This is a genomic window from Anaplasma capra, assembly GCF_025628805.1.
Taxonomy (GTDB): Bacteria; Pseudomonadota; Alphaproteobacteria; order Rickettsiales; family Anaplasmataceae; genus Anaplasma; species Anaplasma capra.
Window position 1 is genome coordinate 1 of sequence record NZ_JAOTBG010000004.1, and the last position, 18,974, is coordinate 18,974.

Below are 18,974 nucleotides of genomic sequence, written 5' to 3' on the forward strand. Positions count from 1 at the left end.
TTCGGGTAAGAAATCCACCCATACAATTGTACAGCGAAATCATGTAACAATTTATTGATGTACAGATCAAGAGGTGATTCCGCGCTCTGAGAGAAATTTTTCCGCATCTAGCGCCGCCATACACCCAGAACCAGCAGCAACTACAGCTTGGCGATACACCTTGTCGCGCACATCACCAGCGGCGAATATTCCCGGGCAGCTAGTTGCGGTGCTGTCAGGGGTAGTCACAACGTAACCCTCTGCATCTAGCTCCACCTTGTGTCCCAGCATGTTAGCCAGTACCTTGGTGTGGGGCTTGTGACCTATTGCTATGAATAAGCCAGAGGTTTCTAGAACCCTAGTACTTCCGTCTTGTGTGGACTCAAGCAGTACGGCGCCCACTTTCTTGTTTTCCTTGTCGCCTAGTACTTCCTTTACAACACTGTTCCATACGACTTCGATCTTGTCATTTTTGAATAGTCTGTTTTGCATCACGGCTTCGGCGCGCAATTTGTCTCTCCTATGAACCAGGAATACCTTGCTGGCGCTTCTGGTCAAATATATTGCCTCTTCAACTGCTGTGTTTCCGCCTCCAACAACCGTAACCACTTCATCCTTAAAAAACGCTCCATCGCAAGTGGCGCAGGCGGACACCCCCTTACCCATGAAGGACTGTTCACTCTCTATACCTAGCCATTTGGCCTGTGCCCCAGTGGCAACAATTATGCTGTAGGCGCTGTATACTTCTCCAAACATACTGGTGCACCTGAACGGATAGACGCCAGCATCCACTTCAGTTATCTCATCCATAATCACGGAGGCGCCGCAGTGCAGCGCCTGTTGCTTCATTTGCTCCATGAGCTCTGGGCCCTGTACTAATGGGAACCCCGGGTAGTTTTCCACGTCAGTTGTTATCGTCAACTGCCCTCCCGGCTGCATACCAGTTACCAGAAGTGGTTCCAAATTCGCCCTCCCGGCATAAATAGCCGCAGTGTACCCAGCAGCTCCAGAACCCATTATCAACACTTTGACAGGCTGCTTAACCTGTTGATCGTTCTCCATGCTACTCCTGAGGTCCCAGGCTGTCTGCATGAGACTGCAAATAGTGCTCAACACCGTGCTGTGTGGCCTCCATGGCTGCTTTTCCTTTGGCCCATCCTGCAGGACACACTTCCCCCCGTTCTTTGTGGTGTGCTATTGCATCCACTATTCTGAGCAATTCGTCTATATTTCTTCCTATCGGTAAATCATTGACCGAATGGTGGCGCACCGTGAAATTCTCATCTATTATCACGGTAGCTCTAAGGGCAACCTTGTTGTCATGCAGAACTCCATAACTTTCTGATATGGCGTGCGAATCGTCGGCGACTAACGGGAAGCTCACCATGTCTATCCCCCCCTTTTCTACTGGAGTGTTGCGCCAGTGGCTATGTGCGAACTCAGAATCTGTGCTTATCCCAATGATCTCGGTATTGCGGGCAGTAAACTGAGGAACCCTGCCATGCAGAGACAACACCTCGGTAGGGCATACAAAGGTAAAATCCCTGGGGTAGAAGAAGAGGACTACGTACTTACCAGCTGCATATTCACTCAGATTCAAGTCGCGCACGCTTCCGTCAGACATAACAGCCCTAGCAGTAAAGTCTATGGCCTGTTTTGTTACCAAATTCATAAAAATTCTCTGCAAAAACAACCTCAGGGGATAATACTACAAATGTTGGGTGCTCAACAATGAGTTTTTAGCGATTTTGCGCTACGTAAAACGTTGTATATGTCTCAATTGTATATGTGCTAACACAGAGCTTGTCATGAGTTGTTATTTGCAAGGCTTGCGGTTCAATGGGTAAATTTACAGTGGTGGATTTGTGTGCACTATAAGTAATTGCAGCTGGGGCGCATTATTGTGATAATGTCTGGGTTTGATGCTATGGCACTGCCTTCGGTATTCGAGGCAAGTTGGCGGTTGTGTCTGCACAATCGGGTAACCTTGCTATGTTGGGTTTGTATGGGTGGGTATGTTCGTGATAAGTGAAAGGATGAGCTGCATAAGACCTTCTCCAACTTTGGAAGTTAGCAGGCTTGCTGCGGAGCTTAAATCCCAAGGAGTGGATATAATATCGCTGGGTGCTGGGGAGCCGGATTTTGACACTCCAGACCATGTTAAGCAGGCTGCCATTGCCGCCATCAATGCTGGCAAAACTAAATATGCACCAGTTGAGGGTATACCGGAACTCAGAGGGGCGGTTGCCCAAAGTATGAAGTCAGACTATAGCCTACATTATTCTGCAAATCAGATCTTAATAGGCTCCGGAGCAAAGCAATGTCTCTATAACCTGTTTATGGCCACACTGAATCCTGGTGACGAGGTTATAATACCTGCGCCGTACTGGGTTTCGTACACAGATATAGTGAGTATGTCCGGGGGGAAACCAGTGGTTGTTGATTGTGGAGAGACGTTTAAGATTACTGCTGAGCTACTTGAGAGTGCAATAACGCCAAAAACTAAGTGGCTAGTCATCAATTCTCCGTCGAATCCTACGGGTGTTGTCTATTCCAGGGGCGATCTGCGCGCAATTGCCGACGTGCTGCTGAAGCATCCCATGGTGCACATTGTGACAGATGATATATATGCGAAACTAGTCTACGATGCCGAATTTGTGAATATTTTACAGGTCGAGAGCTCTCTATATGACCGGGTGTTCATTGTTAATGGAGTGTCAAAATCGCATGCGATGACCGGATGGAGGATAGGCTATATAGCAGGTGATGCTAATGTAATACAGGCGGTTTCCACCGTACAGTCTCAGAGCACGACCGCAGCAAATTCTATAGCTCAGTTTGCCGCAGTTGCTGCTTTGTTGGGTGACAGTAGTTTCTTAGATGATAGGATCAAGGCGTTTTCCAGGAGGCGTGACATGGTTATGAAGGCTGTAGGGGATTCCAAGATTCTCTCAGCTACCCTCCCTCAGGGTGCGTTCTATGTTTTTGTGTCATGCAAGGGAGCGATTGGTAAGAGAGTGGAGGATACTGTAATCTCAGATGATACGGATTTCACGAAATATTTGCTCAAACACAAGGTTGCCGTTGTCCCGGGTGTAGCGTTCGGTGCGCCAAACTTTTTCAGAATTTCGTATGCGCTCGCAGATGACAAACTGTCCGAAGCTTGTCGGAGAATTGTCTCCGCCTGTGCCGCGCTGCTCTGATCCAGTGTAAGCAACAAAAGACGAGTCTTACGTATTCAAGGGCAGGGGAGACCCCTAAATTCTCTCAAGCAACTTTCTGTTCACCCTCACTTTGTACTTATTTGTGAGTCGGTTTAGCAGCTGTCCCCTTATTGCTGACATAGCGCTGCCTACGAAGTGGTTCTGAAACTCCTTCAGTTCCTTATCATCAACCTTGTCAGGTGTCTTAATCTCTTTAAGCATCACCACGAAAACCTTGTGTTCCCCTAAAATACCATCGCTCACATCACCAACATTCATGTCAAACACTCGGTCCACAAGGTCGCCAGGATAGGTATTTTTACTCTTTTTGCCTTCTCTGCTTATACTTTCACCCTTTTTTGTTGTTATCCCTTTGGCATTTTGAAGACTTTCCCCCGCTTTTAATTTCGCTGCAAAATTACTAGCGAGCTTACGCATTTCACCCAATACGAAGGTATTTTTCCACTTCTCTAACAACAACGATTTGCTTTCCTCCAAGGTCCTAGTTCGCGTTGGTACGACACTTGTCACTATCACACTAAAATATGCATTACCTATGCTGACGAAGTGTGACGGCTTGTCCACTTGCGAGGAGAACGCAAGAGCTGGCAAAGCCTCGATTAACGCTGGAAAGGATGCTCCCTCTGCATACTCATGCCTTCTACCCTCAGCATCATTGCCGCTGATATCGAAGTTCTGTAAGAATCCGCTAGAGGGCTTCTTGAAGATGCTTTCTACTTCGGAGAATTCAGTGGCACCTCGGCTGATAATTTCATTGGCTTTTCTTATGTTTGTGGAAAATAACTCCCGAGCTTTCTGTCTTCTTATACCCAAAGCCACTTTTTCCTTAAGCTTCTCCAGGTCTTTTTTGGAGATTTTATGCCTATTTAGGATCTTCATTATGTGCCAACCCACGACACTCCGGAAAACCTCACTCACTTCTCCATCATTGAGAGCGAATATGGCACCTCTCACCTCAACTGGCAATAGCTCCTTGGTGACGTTCTTCAGGGTAATTGCCTCCACTGTGGTCCCTACTTCTTTCACTACAGACTCGAACGTCTTTCCCTCTTTTAGGGATTTAAAAGCGGCAATCGCCTCACTCTCGCTAGGAAAAACAAGATTCAGCACATCCCTCTGATCGTGTAGCTCGCTATTTTTGATTTCGTTCTCAACCTCGCTATCCGAGGCGACAACCTCATCCAGCGAGTCATCCTCGCTTACAATCATGTATTTTGCGCTTCTGTACTCGGGCATCGTGAGATCGCCATTCTTGACCCCATCGTTGTACATCACTTCCAGGTCGCTATCTGCTGGCGCCGGGGGGTCTTGTATAGCATCAGGAGAAATTTCTACTACGTCAACTGTACGAGACTGCATGATGCCTCTAAGTACGTCCTTTGCGAGCTCGGCATAGTGCTGCAAGTATGCGGGACCGGACCTTGGAAATATGCATTCTGACAGCACGAACGCAGGAAGAGAAGCCCGCACTTTCCCGATGTAGGACGCCTCAGTTATTCCAGCATCAGATAGCAAGTCCCTGAATCTCTGCTCATCAAACTTGCCGTTCTTACCCTGAAACACGGGCATGTCCCCCACCAGATCTCTTATACTTTTGCTGCTAACCTGAAAACGCAATTCCTTTGCGAATTTCTCTAGTGCCATGTCATCTATCATGCGGCCCAAGGTCATCTCCTTAACGCCAAACCGCTTTATATCGTCTTCAGATAACTTCTGATTTATTACACTCTCTATATAGGACAGCTCCCCCTGGTAAGCGGCGCTATAATCTTTAAAAGACAAACAACTCGAGCCTACTTTTGCTACGCATCTGTCGCTCATAGCGCTGCCGAAAGGCAACATGCCGCCAAACGTCACGAATACAACAGCGCACACCACTGCGGTGAGGACTATTCCCACGAAAACGTTCCTGAGCCTCATAACAAGCAACCAGCAGACCGACTATCCCCGAGGAATATATCAAGCCATAAGAATCCGCAAGTTTTTTCTCATGGAGCTGAGATAAAACGATGTGATTTTGCCGTAAAATACCGGGAGTTTAAGGGCACTTTATGTTGTATTTATTGAAGTTTACCATGGCTATTGCGCGCGGTTATGATTTTGGTTTGTGTCTAGGTGTAGGAACGTGAATAAACAGGGGTGAGTGGAGTTTCTGGCAACTTATTCGATAGTTTGTGCACCAGATACTCAGCCGCAATTCTGGCGTTTGTGTAATCAGGCATTTTGAATTGGCTACGAGTGGCGTATCCGTCTTCAGATATTGAATTTCGTGCGGCTATAGCTGCATTGGTAACAGGGAGTAGTGTGCTACTGAAAACTTGATAGTATACCATGTCCTCATATGACAGATCTACTACGGATAGTATGTTTTCATCCGTATAGCTGCTGTGTTTCGATATTAAGTATGCCTGGAGCTCTAGCAGGTTTACTCCGTGCACGGGAATGTTTGTTGCCAGGCGGAATCCCTGTAAAACGGCCAAAGATGCCCTCAGTCCAGTAAAGCTGCCAGGGCCAACAATTGCCACCATGTGCGCGAGATCGGCGCACATGCACCCAGAATCTGCAAGCGCGGCATCAATCAGAGAGAACAGAGATTCGGCATGCTTATTGTGTAGAGGGCTAACCACCTCAAAAAACTCTTGCTTGTCTGCATCAAACACTGCCACTGCACATTGAGTACCTGAGGTGTCCAATGTCATAATCTTCACTACTGTACGACCTCTACCTGTTTTTCACGACATAATAGTCTGTGAACTTTGGTGAATAACGTTGCAAATGCGCCGTTACCCAGAACGTTCGTTACTGTGATCATGGGATCAAACAAAACATACATCGTGGTTATGAGGGATGACATCGTAGGGGAAAAGTGCAGGTACTTTTCGATGATTGGCAACATTACTATGACACCACCTCCAGGTACCGCCACGATTGCAAACATAGATATCAGAAAATAGAGCATGAAAGAAATCGAATCAGAAGTAGTGATGTGCCCGGTGCCGCCAAACATGCTTGAGATCACAAGAGACATGATTATTATGAAAAAGCAATCTCCCAACATGTGTATGTTGATTACGGCTGGTACCGCCATGTCAACGATTTCTGGACTTTCAGAGTCCTTCCTTGTTGATTTCATAATCAGAGGTAAGGTGATAAGACTGGACATGGTAGTAAAGCCGACAAGTGCCGCTGGCAGCATGTTTTTAAGCGTTGATACAGCTTTACGAACTATGAACCGTGCACCCAAGCAATAGAACAGAACAACATAGGTTAATACCGCGAAGAACATGTAGCACACCACTTCAGTGTTGTCGCGAAGTACGTGTAACATATGCTCACTCTGCATTTTAAATGCGAGCCCGACGATAAAAACAGGAATGATGGGTGCAAATACCTTTTCTAGAGCAAACGAACTCATACCCGACAAGGTGCTTGAGAGCCAATCGGATTTTTGTGCGGAAATCTTTGGTAGGATAATTCCGCACATAAACCCCGCAATCACGGCTTTGATGCTGCTTATGATAGGTGGCAGGTGAAACGCATATGTGGGTACAAGCCCACCGTCAGCCACCTGGTCTCGCAGCACTATGGTTTTGCTAATGGATGCGATATGCGTTCCGATGAAGTAAGCCGAAGATACAGCAGCGGAATTCGAGAGCGCCACCATAGCAATTAGCAGCACTACCGTTTTCGCTGCGTTACCGCTTTGTAGCCTACTAACTGAGCGAAAAACAATGCCGAACACTAGGAACGGCAACGAGAATACCAATACTTCCTTTATGGACAGGCTTACAGCGTAGGAGAAAGATCTGATTTCATAAGGCACGAGGTCTGCAAGTGAAAATGCGGAAAGCACAACAATCACCAAGAACGCGAATCTCATAGAGTGTTTATTGAACATGTATTTACCTAAAAGCCAAAAACCCGCGCGATCCGAGCCAGCCGCATGAATTTTGATGAAACTAAGGTCGCTGATGGTATCGCCTAAGTCTGTTCGTGTAAACACATTTTTGACTATTCATTTCCGAGGTTGTGATATACGGAAAGCGCACGTTAATGGGTGGCGGAATTTTGTTTTTGCTGAAAGAGCAAGTCGTGAACCCGTATGAATAGTATGGAGAATGCCCCATTTCCGAATACGTTAGCTGCTGTAAGTAGGGGATCAAGCAAGATAAAGAGCGTGGCTGCTAGAGAAAGCATAGTGGGCGAGAAATGCAAATATTGTTCTATGACCGGGAACATGAGCACCAATCCGGTTCCGGCTACTGCAGCTTCAGCGAACTTCATCAGCACGACATATACCAAAAAGTGAATATAATCGGAAGTGGTGACAACCTCTGTGCCGAAAGCTGCAAGTAATATAGACGAAAGTATCACCGAGGTGAAGCAGTCTCCAAGTAGGTGTGTGTTTACAGAACCAGGTACCGATATGTCCGCAATGTGTGAGTCATTGGTGCTCTTTTTTACAGCAGCAAGAGTCACCGGCATGGTGAGTAAGCTAGACATTGTGCTCAGCCCGGTTACCACAGCGGGCAACATGTTCCTCATGTTTTTAAGGGTTGTTCGTGGAGAAAAGCCGCTACCCACGAAATACAAGCACACGGTGTACAGGAACGTGAAGGCAAAAATGTAGGCTATAACTTCAGCATTGTCTTGTAAGGCGGCGAGCGTTCCTTCGCTTTCCATTCTGAATGCGGATCCTAGTATGAATATTGGGAGCACAGGAGCGAATATTCGATTAAGGATAAAAACACTGAGGTCATACAGCTTTTCAGATAGGTCGGTGGATCTTTTTCCTAATATTTTTGGTAGTATGACCCCGCATAGGAGGCCAAAAAAGAGTGCTTCCGCGCTGCTTACTGGGGATGGGAAGCGAACAGTGGTGTATAAGGGTTCCAGTACGTGTCCACTCTGTGTGCTCAAGGTTACTGAGTGGATTTCAGAGGAGGATAAATAACTTCCGAGGAAGTGTGCAACAGTTACTGAAGCCGAGTTTGACAGTGTGACCATGGTAAGTAAGAGGATCAGCGTCTTGATGGCACTACCGTCCCGTAGTTTACTTGTGGAGTGAAAAACCACGCTGAATACCACAAATGGAAGCGTAAAAACCAAAACTTCCTTGATTGAAAGGCTGGCTGCGTAACATAGAGACCTAATCGTATAGGGCACAATGTCTGCAAAACAAAACGCGCCTATCAGGGCCAATAAGAGCAGCAGAAGCTTAAGTGACTGACTGGCAACCATACACTAAAACAGTAACAGGCCGGGGACATACATTCTAGGCAGAACGCGCCCTGAGCGACTCGAACGCCCGACCTTCTGATCCGTAGTCAAATGCTCTATCCATCTGAGCTAAGGGCGCATTTAAGCAACCGGTAGGTTATATATTAAATGCATCTGTGTAAACAAAATTTTTTGAAATGCCAAAGCCCCTGCGAAATTTCCAGTTCGATTTGGGGCTGACTTTTGACTTGGCTTGCAGATTTTATACCCACGAAGACGTGTTAAACGTGATTTAAGCTTGGTGAATGCCCGCGGTCTATGTGTGACATGTTTGGCGCGCAATTGCAGCTATGGTTCCGGTGGATAGCTCTTGGGCACTTCCAATTTGCCTGCTGCTCTACGTAGCATGCTAAACACGGAATTGTTGCTAATTTCGGAGGAGTAGAGTTTTTCCTGTCTGGTTCTTGCGGATACACAACGCGATTGCTGGCCATTTATGAACTCTACAGAAATGGCGAGGCCCAGTTTAAATCTGGTGCCTGGTTGTGGGTGGCCAGCTCTGCTGCACACCCATCTTGTGGCTGTATACATCCGTACATTTTTTGGGGGCGCTTAGTGCGCCAATGCAGCAGGAAACTTGGTGCTATGTAACGGGGCCAGAGACGCGATTCAGATTCTCTGAAGCATAGTGCCGCACGCAGCTGTTATGTCTGCTTGTTTGATCGCTTAGTGCGATATCTGCGCAATTGCAGTACGTTTGCCTCAGAGTGTTTTTATTAGTACATAAGAGGAATAAATCCGGAATTGGCGGGTAGTGCTGTGGTGGCCTGTTGGCTAATTACCAGTGTGAGTCGCGCTGCGTAATGATGCTTTCTTTGGGATAATTTTCTTCCACTAGCCGTTACATAGGGTAAACCTTCAAGTGTGGCTGACATCTACGATTGTTTCTGGCGATGCCACTGCGGGTAGTAGCCGCTTTAAGTGCGATCGTGGGGTGACTTTCTCTAGAGGATAGGGCGTGTCTTGAGATGATGCAAGGAGGCACACTTGTGCGTCTGAGGAATCAATGTCCGCCAAGTGTGGGGCGCGCCAACCATGTGACGATAGCGCGCTGGCTAAGTCCAAGCGGCGCCGGCTAGGACGAGCTGTTGCGCGTACCAACACCAGAAGCGGACACTCTCAGTCTTGTTTGAAGAGCACATGTGACAGGGCGTTCATTTCCTCCAGTACCTTGCCAGTGCCCAGGGCTACGCAACACAGCGGGTTAGATGCAATAGCCACTGGGAGCCCGGTGGCCTCGGCAATCAGCCTATCTAGGTTTCTAAGCATTCCGCCGCCTCCTGAAATCATGATCCCCTTATCCATAATGTCAGAAGACAATTCAGGAGGTGTAGACTCCAACGCGAGTTTGATCGCAGATACTATTTGCTCTACGGGCTCTGCCAGACTTTCTGCAACTTGCCTTTCTGATAGAAGAAGCTCCCTCGGCACTCCGTCTGCGAGATCCCTACCTTTGACAACGACAGTATCCCCCTCCCCTGACTCTGGAGCGCAGGCAGACCCTATACCCTTCTTGATTCTTTCTGCTGTTGCCTCGCCTACCAGGAGATTGTAATGCTTTCTTATGTAGGACACTATGGCTTCATCCATCAGGTCTCCACCGCTTCTCACCGAGCGAGAATACACCACACCCCCCAAGGATATTACTGCTACTTCAGTTGTTCCGCCTCCGACATCTACTATCATCGACGCCTCCGGTTTGGTGATCGGCATGCCGGCACCTATCGCTGCAGCCATAGGCTCTTCTATCAGGAAAACCTCACCTGCCCCCGCACATTCGGCTGCGTCTTGTATAGCGCGTCTTTCAACTGGAGTGGAACCAGAGGGAACGCATACCACCACTGTTGGGCTGTTTATGGTTCTACGCTTACTGGCACTTCTGATGAAGAATTTTATCATCTCCTCCGCGCCCCTGAAATCGGCGATTACTCCGTCTTTCAATGGTCTGATAGCTTCGATACTTCCGGGTGTCTTTCCCAGCATCATTTTTGCTTTTGCGCCGAATGCATAGGGAATATAACTGCCTCCTTCTTTCGAAATCGCCACAACGGATGGCTCGTTCAGCACAATGCCTTTACCCTTAACGTACACCAAGGTGTTTGCTGTTCCTAAGTCAATCGCCATATCACTCGCAAAAAGCCCGCTGCAGGATATCACATGCATGCACCGCTCAAAAAACCCGACCGCCCTTGCGTTCAGGGCATCGGGCAACAGATCCAGATCCACCATAACCACACCAAAGCATGAACCAGCCGCCTCATGCTGCCACATGGTCTCAGCCCACAGGCGTGCAAACCCAGTGGCGCATGATGCACAAGCACCTACCTTATAACACATATGGAGTCAAACGCACGTTCTGGGAAAAATTTTTTTTACACTAACTGCAGGTGGTATTTGCGTTTTTTCTGCTGTTTAGCCATAAAGACTGGTAATCTACAGGCTTGTGAGGCCAACATCGGTGTTGTGCGAAGAAAAGCGTGGGGATAGTCGCGGGGTATGAGGGTGAAATACGGGTGGTTGAACATAAACAAGCCGCTCTACATGAGCTCCGGTAAGGTAGTCGGTATGATCAAAAAAATTTTTAATCTCAAAGTCGGTCATGCGGGTACTTTAGACCCTTTGGCGACGGGGGTGCTGCCCATTGCTGTGGGTGAAGCGACAAAGACCATATCTTATGCGGTTGATTCACCAAAATCGTATGCAGTCACGGTACAGTGGGGGGAGCAACGTTCCACTGATGACGCTGAAGGTGAAGTGATTGGGACGAGTGATATAAAACCGAATACGAGTGATATAAAAAAAGCGTTAGGTGGATTTATTGGAAATATACAGCAGGTCCCCCCCGCATTTTCTGCCGTTAGAATAGGTGGGGTGAGGGCGTATAGCCTTGCGAGAAGGGGCAAGGCTATTTCTCTACCTTCCAGGACAGTGTGTATCATCAAGATAGACTTGATATCCGTAAATGAAGAGAGCAATACCGCAGACTTTCTAATTGAGTGTAAGCGAGGGGTTTATATCCGCTCATTCGCGCGCGATCTAGGTATTGCTCTAGGGTGCCTCGGATATGTTTCTTCGTTGCACAGAAAAAGCGTGGGGTCATTTTTGGAGAAAAATTCCATAACTTTGGATCAACTAGAAGTGCTGGCAAATGAGGATAGACTGGACGAAGCACTTCTTCCTATATGTTATGCCATGGAGAATATACCGAAATTATATGTTGACGCGGAGGTGGCAACAGCTGTTAGGCATGGACAGAGTATAAGTCTACGGCGCACCAGCTTAAATGGCTTGTACGCCACTGAGAATTATGATATGTGTTACCTAAGTCAGGTGGGTGGCGTTCCTGTTGCTATCTGCAAGGTTGTAGATGGCGCTGCTAGGCCGATGCGTGTCTTTGATATCTAAATCTTTAGTGAGGGGGGTTCTTGCGTTTTTATGTCTATTACACCTACTAGAAAATCTGAATTGATTTCCGAATATCGGGTCAAGGAGGGAGATACGGGTTCTGCCTATGTGCAGTGTGCCATTTTGTCGGAGAGGATAAGGAATCTGACTGAGCATCTCAAAATTCATAAGAAAGATTTTCACTGTAGAAGGGGCCTCATGGTGCTCGTTTGCAAAAGACGTAAGGGGCTTCAGTATATCAGGAATAGGTATGGAAGTGATGCGTATTTGGATTTTGTGAAGAAGCTTGGCATAAGGGATGTGTTTCATTGATCTTTAAGTTTATCGCACCCTGGAGAGGGTGCCTTTTAGAGGGTAGGAATTGTTAGTATGTTTGATATAACGAGGAAGTGTGTAGAGTGGGGAGATAGGCAATTAGTTATTGAGAGTGGTAAAGTAGCCCGTCAGGCAGATGGTGCCGTCGTTGTTGACTATGGAGGAACCTCCGTGTTGTCAACTGTTGTTTCGCAAAAGTCCAAAGAACTGGTTGATTTTTTGCCGTTGACTGTTCAGTTTCTTGCGAAGAGCTATGCTGTAGGTAGAATCCCAGGTGGGTTTTTCAAAAGGGAGGGTAAGCCGTCAGATAGAGAGACGCTAATCTCCAGGTTGGTGGATAGGAGTATTAGGCCGCTGTTCCCTTCGGGTTTTTGTGACGAAGTGGTTATTGTATGTAATCTGCTGTCGTATGATCAGGTTAGCCCTCCGGAGACTGTAGCGCTCATAGGAGCCGCGGCTGCTTTAGCCATATCTGGTATTCCGTTTCACACTCCGGTAGCTGGTGCGAAAGTTGGCTACGTTAGGGAGGAGAAACGCTATATATTGAATCCTTCAGCTGAGGAATTGGCTGGTAGTAGTCTTGATATGTTCTGCTCTGGTACCAAGAGCTCTGTCATCATGGTGGAATCAGAGGCGTCTGAACTTTCCGAGCAGGAGATGCTAGATGCTTTGGCGTTTGGGCACGAGAGCTGCGGGCAGATCATAGATCTGATAGAAGACTTTGCCTCCGTTGCCGGTCCCAAGGATGTTGCTGAGTTTATTCCTCACGACATTGAAAAGGTGGTTTCTGGTATAGGAAGCGACTATTTGGAGAAATTTTCGGTTGCTTACAGTGATCACAACAAGAAGACCAGGGTAATTAAGCTCGATGAGGCCAGGGGGAGTTTGTACGCGGATCTGTGTAAGCAACACGTGAGTGAGGATAGCGAGTGCACGGAGCAAGAGATTCTATTGGCGATTAAGGCGTTCGAAAGATCCTTAGTTCGCTCTCGGGTTTTGGATACGCTCAAGCGTGTTGATGGGAGAGATCTTGACCAGATTCGTAATATCGAAATAGAGATCGACTTGATTCCAAAGTCACATGGTTCCGCGCTGTTCACTCGAGGTGACACTCAGGCGTTGGTTATTACTGCGCTGGGTACACCGCAGGATGAGCAGGTTGTGGATGGTTTTGATGGGGATCGCAGGGAGAGGTTTCTTCTACACTATAACTTTCCTTCTTATGCAGTCGGTGAGGCCGCTGCCTTGCGCCCCCCTGGTAGAAGGGAGATAGGGCATGGTAAGCTTGCGTGGAGGGCGATCCATCCTGTTCTGCCCGCAAAGGCGGATTTTCCCTATACTATTAGGGTTGTGTCTGAAATTACTGAGTCTGACGGGTCTTCTTCAATGGCAACGGTATGCGGGGCCTCTCTTGCGCTTATGGATACTGGTGTTCCTCTCAAGTCTTCAGTGGCTGGTATAGCTATGGGTCTGATAAAGGAGGGCGATAGGCACGCGGTGCTTTCTGATATTATAGGAGACGAGGACTACCTTGGTGACATGGATTTTAAGGTTGCCGGAACCAAGGAGGGGATTACTGCCCTGCAGATGGATATGAAAGTCAAGGGTATAGGCTTTGATATAATAAGTGAATCTCTCCAGCAGGCTAAGGACGGCAGGATGTTCATCATAGGTAAGATGGATGAAGTTATCAAGGAATCCAGGACAGGGGTGCGAGAGCATGTTCCCAGGATGGAGTCTATGGTAATAGACAAAAACAAGATCAAAAATGTGATAGGTACCGGCGGGAAGAATGTCAGGGAAATTTGTGAGAAGACTGGCGTTAGGATTGAAATATCTCAAGATGGTACCGTGATGATCTACGCTGTGAGCAGGGATGCCGTTGAGGAAGCGAAGAACATGATAACGTGTATAGTTTCCGAGCCCGAGATAGGTAAAGTGTTCAGTGGTGTTGTCAGTGAGATTGCCAAGTACGGTGCTTTCGTCAGCTTTTTAGGTGGCAGAAGGGGGCTGGTGCGCATCAGTGAAATTAAGAATGAGCGCATAGGTTCGGTGTCTGATGTGCTTGCCGTTGATGATAAGGTCAAGGTTGTAGTGATTGGTATTGACAAAGATCATGTACAGCTTTCAATGCGCAGGGTTGATCAGGAGAGTGGCGATCTCCTGGAGTGCGAGCCTTATGTTTCTTCTCACAAGAGGAGTAGTTCCCAGTATGGCGACGCTGGCGGCAACGCTCCTTCTGGGTTTCGAGACCACCCAGTAGGCCAAGCCAGAGAAAGAAGGCGCAGTGGTGGTGGCGGTAGCAGGCCGGCGCGTCGTCGTAATGTTGGGAGTTCCGGCGGTAGTGGAGGAAGTGGGTACTATGGTGCTCCTCCTCACGATGGCAGCGATGCGGACTTTACCAATGGTAACGGTAGACACAAAAGTGGTAACGGGGCGCAGCACCTTTCTGGTGGCAACAAGAAACCTAGGTTTTTTTAGGCTAAGTGTCATTCGATAGAAAGCTTGTAAGGTCCAATAGGGCCTCAGCAGTTTGCGCTTCTGTAGCGCTTTTTTCTGAAGCAGCTACTCTTATTTGTTACAGGGTGGCTGCTTTGTTGCGGGGGTGTCCTGTCCGCCTGTTGGTTTTGGGGTGTAGGGATGGTCTGGTGGTGCGTGAGTTGGCAAGTGTGCTGCCGGGCGGTTCCAGCGTAGTTCAGTGCGATGTTTCCTTTGATGTACTTGCTGGCGTAAAGGAGGGGCACTTAGTGGTCGCCGATGATGAAGCATTGCCCTTCAAAGAGGCTAGCTTCGATTTCATTGTCAGCAATCTTTCCTTTCACAACGTTAATGGGTTAGTTGAGGTATTTGCCAAAATTCACTCTTGCTTGGCGGAAAACGGCATTCTTATTGCCGCAACCTTTGGTAACGGGACGCTGTACGAAGTCAAAAAAGCTTTAATGTCCGCTGAGGCTGAGAAAATGCGCGTTGTTCCTAGAATTCAGCCCTTTTATACTACCTCTGACATGCTTGCGTGGTTGCAGCTTTGTGGTTTTTCGGGGCTGGTTGCCGATGTACATACAATAGGAATAAGCTACAGTAGCTTTTATGATCTATTTCACGATCTCAAAAACATGGGAGAGGGCAATACTTTGCGTAGGGTATATGAGCCGATAAGTCGAAGTGATATTGAAAAAGCGTGGAACCTATACAAGAGATCTATAGGCATGGATGGTGCGACTAGTGCACCGGTGCAATTCGAAATTGTCATGCTAAAGGGAAATAAACAGGTCTTTAAAAGATAAATCTCAGTGCATTTCAGGGGTATTCAGAAGCCGTAGCTAGCCAAGTTTCGTTTTAGAATTATACATTGAAAGGGAATGGATAGTGACATAAACTCTTCAGAAGGCGTTGTTTGTGGATTTGGAGTGGGTGGAGACACCATACGGAATTTTGCGATTGTAGCTCATATTGATCATGGTAAGTCTACTCTTGCTGATAGGCTGATAGAAGCGTGCAACGCACTGTCGCACCGGGATATGAAGGATCAGGTGCTTGATTCTATGGATATCGAGCGGGAACGCGGCATAACTATCAAAGCCCAAACCGTGAGGCTGACGTACTTAGCAAAAGATGGAAATGAGTATTACCTAAACTTAGTGGACACTCCGGGACATGTTGATTTTTCGTACGAGGTTAGCAGAAGTCTGGCTGCATGCGAGGGGTCATTGCTTGTTATAGACAGTAGTCAGGGGGTTGAGGCCCAGACGCTGGCGAACGTGTATAAGGCGATAGAAAATAATCACGAGATCATTACTGTACTCAATAAGGCAGATCTAGCATCTTCTGATCCAGAGAGAGTGAAATTGCAGGTGGAGGAGATTCTTGGCCTTGACGCCAGTGATTCCTTGCTAATTTCTGCAAAAACTGGAATGGGTATCAGTGACGTATTGGAAGCGATAGTGAACCGGCTTCCTTCGCCTGTGGGTGACGTAAATGCTCCACTCAAGGCAATTCTAGTTGATAGTTGGTATGATCCGTACCTCGGTATTGTCATATTGTTGCGCATAAAGGATGGGGTGTTGAAGAAGGGTATGAAGGTGACTATGTTGTCCACTGGGGCGGTATATCAGGTGGATAATGTTGGAGTCTTCACTCCACACAAGCAGATTGTGGACTCCCTGTCTGTGGGTGAAATAGGGTTCATTACGGCGGGGATCAAGGAGATTGCTGACTGCAAAGTTGGTGATACCCTGACTGAGGATGCCAGGCGGTGTAGCGATCCTTTTCCTGGATTTAGGGCAACATGCCCAGTGGTTTTTTGTAGTCTTTTTCCCACGGATTCAGGCAGTTTTGAGCATCTGCGCGAAGCACTTGGGAAGCTGCAATTGAATGATTCGAGCTTCACATTTGACATGGAAAGCTCTACTGCGCTCGGTTACGGCTTCCGCTGCGGCTTTTTGGGTATGTTACATCTAGAAGTGGTGCAAGAGAGGCTAGAACGCGAGTTCGACCTTGACCTCACGGCGACTGCGCCCAGCGTTGTGTACAGAGTTACTGATAAACATAATACTGTTAAAGAGGTACATAACCCGAGTGATCTGCCAGAATCTCATGAGATTCTGGGAGTAGAAGAGCCCTGGATTATGGCAACAATTATGGTTCCTGATCAATATCTTGGTTCCATACTCACTCTCTGTAACGGTAAGCGTGGGGAGAGAGTAGACCTTTCTTATACCGGCAACATGGCACTGCTGAAGTACCGGCTTCCCTTGGCCGAAATAGTATTTGATTTTTACGATATTCTGAAATCCGTTTCCAAGGGATATGCCAGCCTAGATTGGCAGTTGGAAGGCTATATGCCAACAGAGATATCCAAGCTTACCATCTTGATAAATTCAGAGCCCGTTGATGCGCTGGCGTGCATAATACACAAATCCAAGATAGAGTCCCGGGGGCGAGAGATATGTGAGAGGCTCAAGGATCTAATTCCCAGACAGCAGTACAAGATTGCAATTCAAGCCGCTGTGGGGGCAAAAATCATTGCTCGGGAGACTATCTCTCCTTACAGAAAGGATGTTACGGCCAAGGTATACGGAAGGGATGTAACTAGGAAAATGAAGCTTCTAGAAAAGCAGAAGAAAGGAAAAAAGAGGTTGCGCTCCATCGGTAACGTTAACGTTCCTCAGAGCGCGTTTATACAGGCACTAAAAATGAAGGACTGACCAGTTGTGTGTTCTTACACGTCTAGGTTGGTGTGCCTGTGCAGGCGTGGCGCCATTTGTCCTAGCGAAGTGTTGCCTTATTGCGTGTGCCCACCGCGTAAATCTGAAAGATTTCTCTTGGTTTTTGTGGAAAAAATAGAAGCCTGGGTCTCATAAGCAGCATGCCCGCTACTTGTAATGCTGCAAGTGCAATGAGGAGCACGAATGGTTGCAGCAAAATCACGCTTGCGTTCCCCGAGATATTAATCTTGTTTAGAAAGAGCAGGCAGCAGACGGCGTTCATTAGAAGCATATTTAACAGTGCCATGGCCACATAAGCAGTGAGTATCTTGTAGTGTACGTAGTCACCAATCACTGACTCCACTGTATCGTACTGATCGTTCTCGTTCATGACTCTCCTTGAGATGTAATCGTAAGGCCAGGCACAGAACCAGATGGCTGCGCTCCGCAAAGTGTGTACATTCGTAAGCAGTCTATCATACGTTAGATTACATATTTGTTAACCTATACCATAAATGTAAATATGCGACGTGCTTCAGTGATGTTGCTTCTGTGATCTTTGCTATGGGTATTCAAGGTAATGATCGGTGTAATGAAGAGCTGCGGATCCTAGATGTGGTATGTTACTGTGATGTTGTGTTGCTCAGGGGGCTGAGTAAGAATCGCGCCTAGGGCTCTGGCGGTAACACACTATGGCTTTGGAAGGTTTAAAAGTATCGCAGGATTAAGGATGGGTTGCAATGTAAGGCCAGCGCGGTCCAGGGTGCGGCGCACAGTAAACTTTGCTGCATGCTACTTTATATAGTGAGTGATTACCTCTTCTGGGAGTACATGCAGCTTTAAAATTGCACTATCAGCAACACTACATAAATATTTATTGTGCGGAATTACCTCGATTTTTTCACACCACTAATGTGAGGGTATGAGCCTGTTATAGGCCGCTTGCATTTCACGATAGTAGTACGCCCATTTGTTTCTAATTTAACTATATAGTTTAATAGTTGCACGTATGTGTGGCATGTGCTACAATGCGGCCTCGGGTTGTCCCGCGTGCGTGGTGCGCTTCCGGCGCCCCGTGTGCCGTTGGGCAGGTACCTGCCAATAAATTCAGTGTGTCATTCGGTGTGTGTTATGCAAGATCAGGGTTCTATTCCCTCGCAGTCTGGCGGGGGGTCTTTGTCCACAGTTGTACCTGGTGCAACAGAGTCAGTTATTGTTGAGAGAGGAAGTGCGGCTTCTCCACCAGCGCAAGGAAGCGATTCCAGTGACGTGTTGTCAGAAGCGCAAGAAGCATCTACTTTCCAAGAAAGTGAAGAAGTACAAGAAGGGGGCACGGGTAGGACTTCGGGTGACCCGATAGATAGTGTAATTGCTGGTAATGCGGATCAGAATGCTGCAACTGTGCCATCTAGTGAAGGTCTAGAAGAAAGTGAGGAAGAAGCATCTACTCCCCTAGAAGGTGAGGAAGCACAAGAAGGGGGTGCAGATGAGACTTTGGGTGAGTTGGTAGATAGGATGATTGCTGATGCGAGTCAGGCTGCTGCAACTGTGCTATCTAGTGAAGGTC

At 47.5% G+C, this 18,974-nt stretch carries 15 protein-coding genes and 1 tRNA gene; 7 read left to right on the forward strand and 9 right to left on the reverse strand.

The window, feature by feature from the left end; all coding sequences use genetic code 11:
• Positions 1–66: 66 nt before the first annotated feature.
• Together trxB and OC187_RS01550 are read right to left on the reverse strand one after the other, a co-directional pair.
• Positions 67–1,041, reverse strand: a complete 975-nt coding sequence (trxB, locus tag OC187_RS01545; RefSeq protein ID WP_263008519.1) for a thioredoxin-disulfide reductase — start codon at positions 1,039–1,041, stop codon at positions 67–69.
• A gap of 1 nt (position 1,042) precedes the next feature.
• Entirely contained in the window at positions 1,043–1,651 is a 609-nt protein-coding gene (locus tag OC187_RS01550) for a peroxiredoxin (RefSeq protein ID WP_263008520.1), read from the reverse strand.
• Between the two features lie 343 nt (positions 1,652–1,994).
• On the opposite strand from OC187_RS01550, the gene OC187_RS01555 reads away from it, so the two are divergent.
• Entirely contained in the window at positions 1,995–3,182 is a 1,188-nt protein-coding gene (locus tag OC187_RS01555; protein WP_262998267.1) for a pyridoxal phosphate-dependent aminotransferase, read from the forward strand.
• Between the two features lie 54 nt (positions 3,183–3,236).
• Here OC187_RS01555 and OC187_RS01560 read toward each other — a convergent pair whose 3' ends face one another.
• From OC187_RS01560 to OC187_RS01585, 6 genes are all read right to left on the reverse strand, one after another.
• Positions 3,237–5,123 (reverse strand): peptidylprolyl isomerase, encoded by a 1,887-nt coding sequence (locus OC187_RS01560; RefSeq protein WP_262998268.1) that lies wholly within the window; start codon positions 5,121–5,123, stop codon positions 3,237–3,239.
• Between the two features lie 191 nt (positions 5,124–5,314).
• Complete coding sequence (tsaB, locus tag OC187_RS01565) at positions 5,315–5,902, reverse strand: tRNA (adenosine(37)-N6)-threonylcarbamoyltransferase complex dimerization subunit type 1 TsaB (protein WP_263008521.1); 588 nt, start codon at positions 5,900–5,902, stop codon at positions 5,315–5,317.
• 8 nt (positions 5,903–5,910) lie between these two features.
• Complete coding sequence (locus tag OC187_RS01570; RefSeq protein ID WP_262998270.1) at positions 5,911–7,101, reverse strand: dicarboxylate/amino acid:cation symporter; 1,191 nt, start codon at positions 7,099–7,101, stop codon at positions 5,911–5,913.
• Between the two features lie 152 nt (positions 7,102–7,253).
• The gene (locus tag OC187_RS01575; RefSeq protein WP_263008522.1) at positions 7,254–8,444 is read right to left on the reverse strand and encodes a dicarboxylate/amino acid:cation symporter; all 1,191 of its coding nucleotides are present in this window, start codon (positions 8,442–8,444) and stop codon (positions 7,254–7,256) included.
• A gap of 44 nt (positions 8,445–8,488) precedes the next feature.
• Positions 8,489–8,562 (reverse strand) — tRNA-Arg (locus tag OC187_RS01580).
• Between the two features lie 1,040 nt (positions 8,563–9,602).
• Positions 9,603–10,646, reverse strand: coding sequence for a rod shape-determining protein (locus OC187_RS01585; protein WP_262998283.1), 1,044 nt, complete (start codon positions 10,644–10,646; stop codon positions 9,603–9,605).
• 333 nt (positions 10,647–10,979) lie between these two features.
• Between OC187_RS01585 and truB the strand changes: the two genes are divergently transcribed.
• From truB to lepA, 5 genes are all read left to right on the forward strand, one after another.
• Positions 10,980–11,888, forward strand: a complete 909-nt coding sequence (truB, locus tag OC187_RS01590; protein ID WP_262998272.1) for a tRNA pseudouridine(55) synthase TruB — start codon at positions 10,980–10,982, stop codon at positions 11,886–11,888.
• 30 nt (positions 11,889–11,918) lie between these two features.
• Positions 11,919–12,200, forward strand: coding sequence for a 30S ribosomal protein S15 (gene rpsO, locus OC187_RS01595; RefSeq protein WP_262998273.1), 282 nt, complete (start codon positions 11,919–11,921; stop codon positions 12,198–12,200).
• A gap of 57 nt (positions 12,201–12,257) precedes the next feature.
• Positions 12,258–14,684 carry a polyribonucleotide nucleotidyltransferase gene (gene pnp / locus OC187_RS01600; protein WP_262998274.1) on the forward strand — a complete coding sequence of 809 codons (2,427 nt, stop codon included), beginning with the start codon at positions 12,258–12,260 and terminating at the stop codon, positions 14,682–14,684.
• Positions 14,685–14,689: 5 nt separating this feature from the next.
• Entirely contained in the window at positions 14,690–15,487 is a 798-nt protein-coding gene (locus OC187_RS01605) for a methyltransferase domain-containing protein (RefSeq protein ID WP_262998275.1), read from the forward strand.
• A 75-nt stretch (positions 15,488–15,562) separates the two neighbouring features.
• Positions 15,563–17,407 carry a translation elongation factor 4 gene (gene lepA, locus OC187_RS01610; protein WP_263008523.1) on the forward strand — a complete coding sequence of 615 codons (1,845 nt, stop codon included), beginning with the start codon at positions 15,563–15,565 and terminating at the stop codon, positions 17,405–17,407.
• A 61-nt stretch (positions 17,408–17,468) separates the two neighbouring features.
• On the opposite strand, the gene OC187_RS01615 is transcribed toward lepA, so the two are convergent.
• On the reverse strand, positions 17,469–17,798 hold the full coding sequence (locus OC187_RS01615; RefSeq protein ID WP_262998277.1) for a hypothetical protein: 330 nt from the start codon (positions 17,796–17,798) through the stop codon (positions 17,469–17,471).
• Positions 17,799–18,538: 740 nt separating this feature from the next.
• Here OC187_RS01615 and OC187_RS01620 point away from each other — a divergent pair.
• Positions 18,539–18,974: hypothetical protein (locus OC187_RS01620; protein WP_263008524.1), on the forward strand; the 436-nt coding region annotated here is incomplete at its 3' end.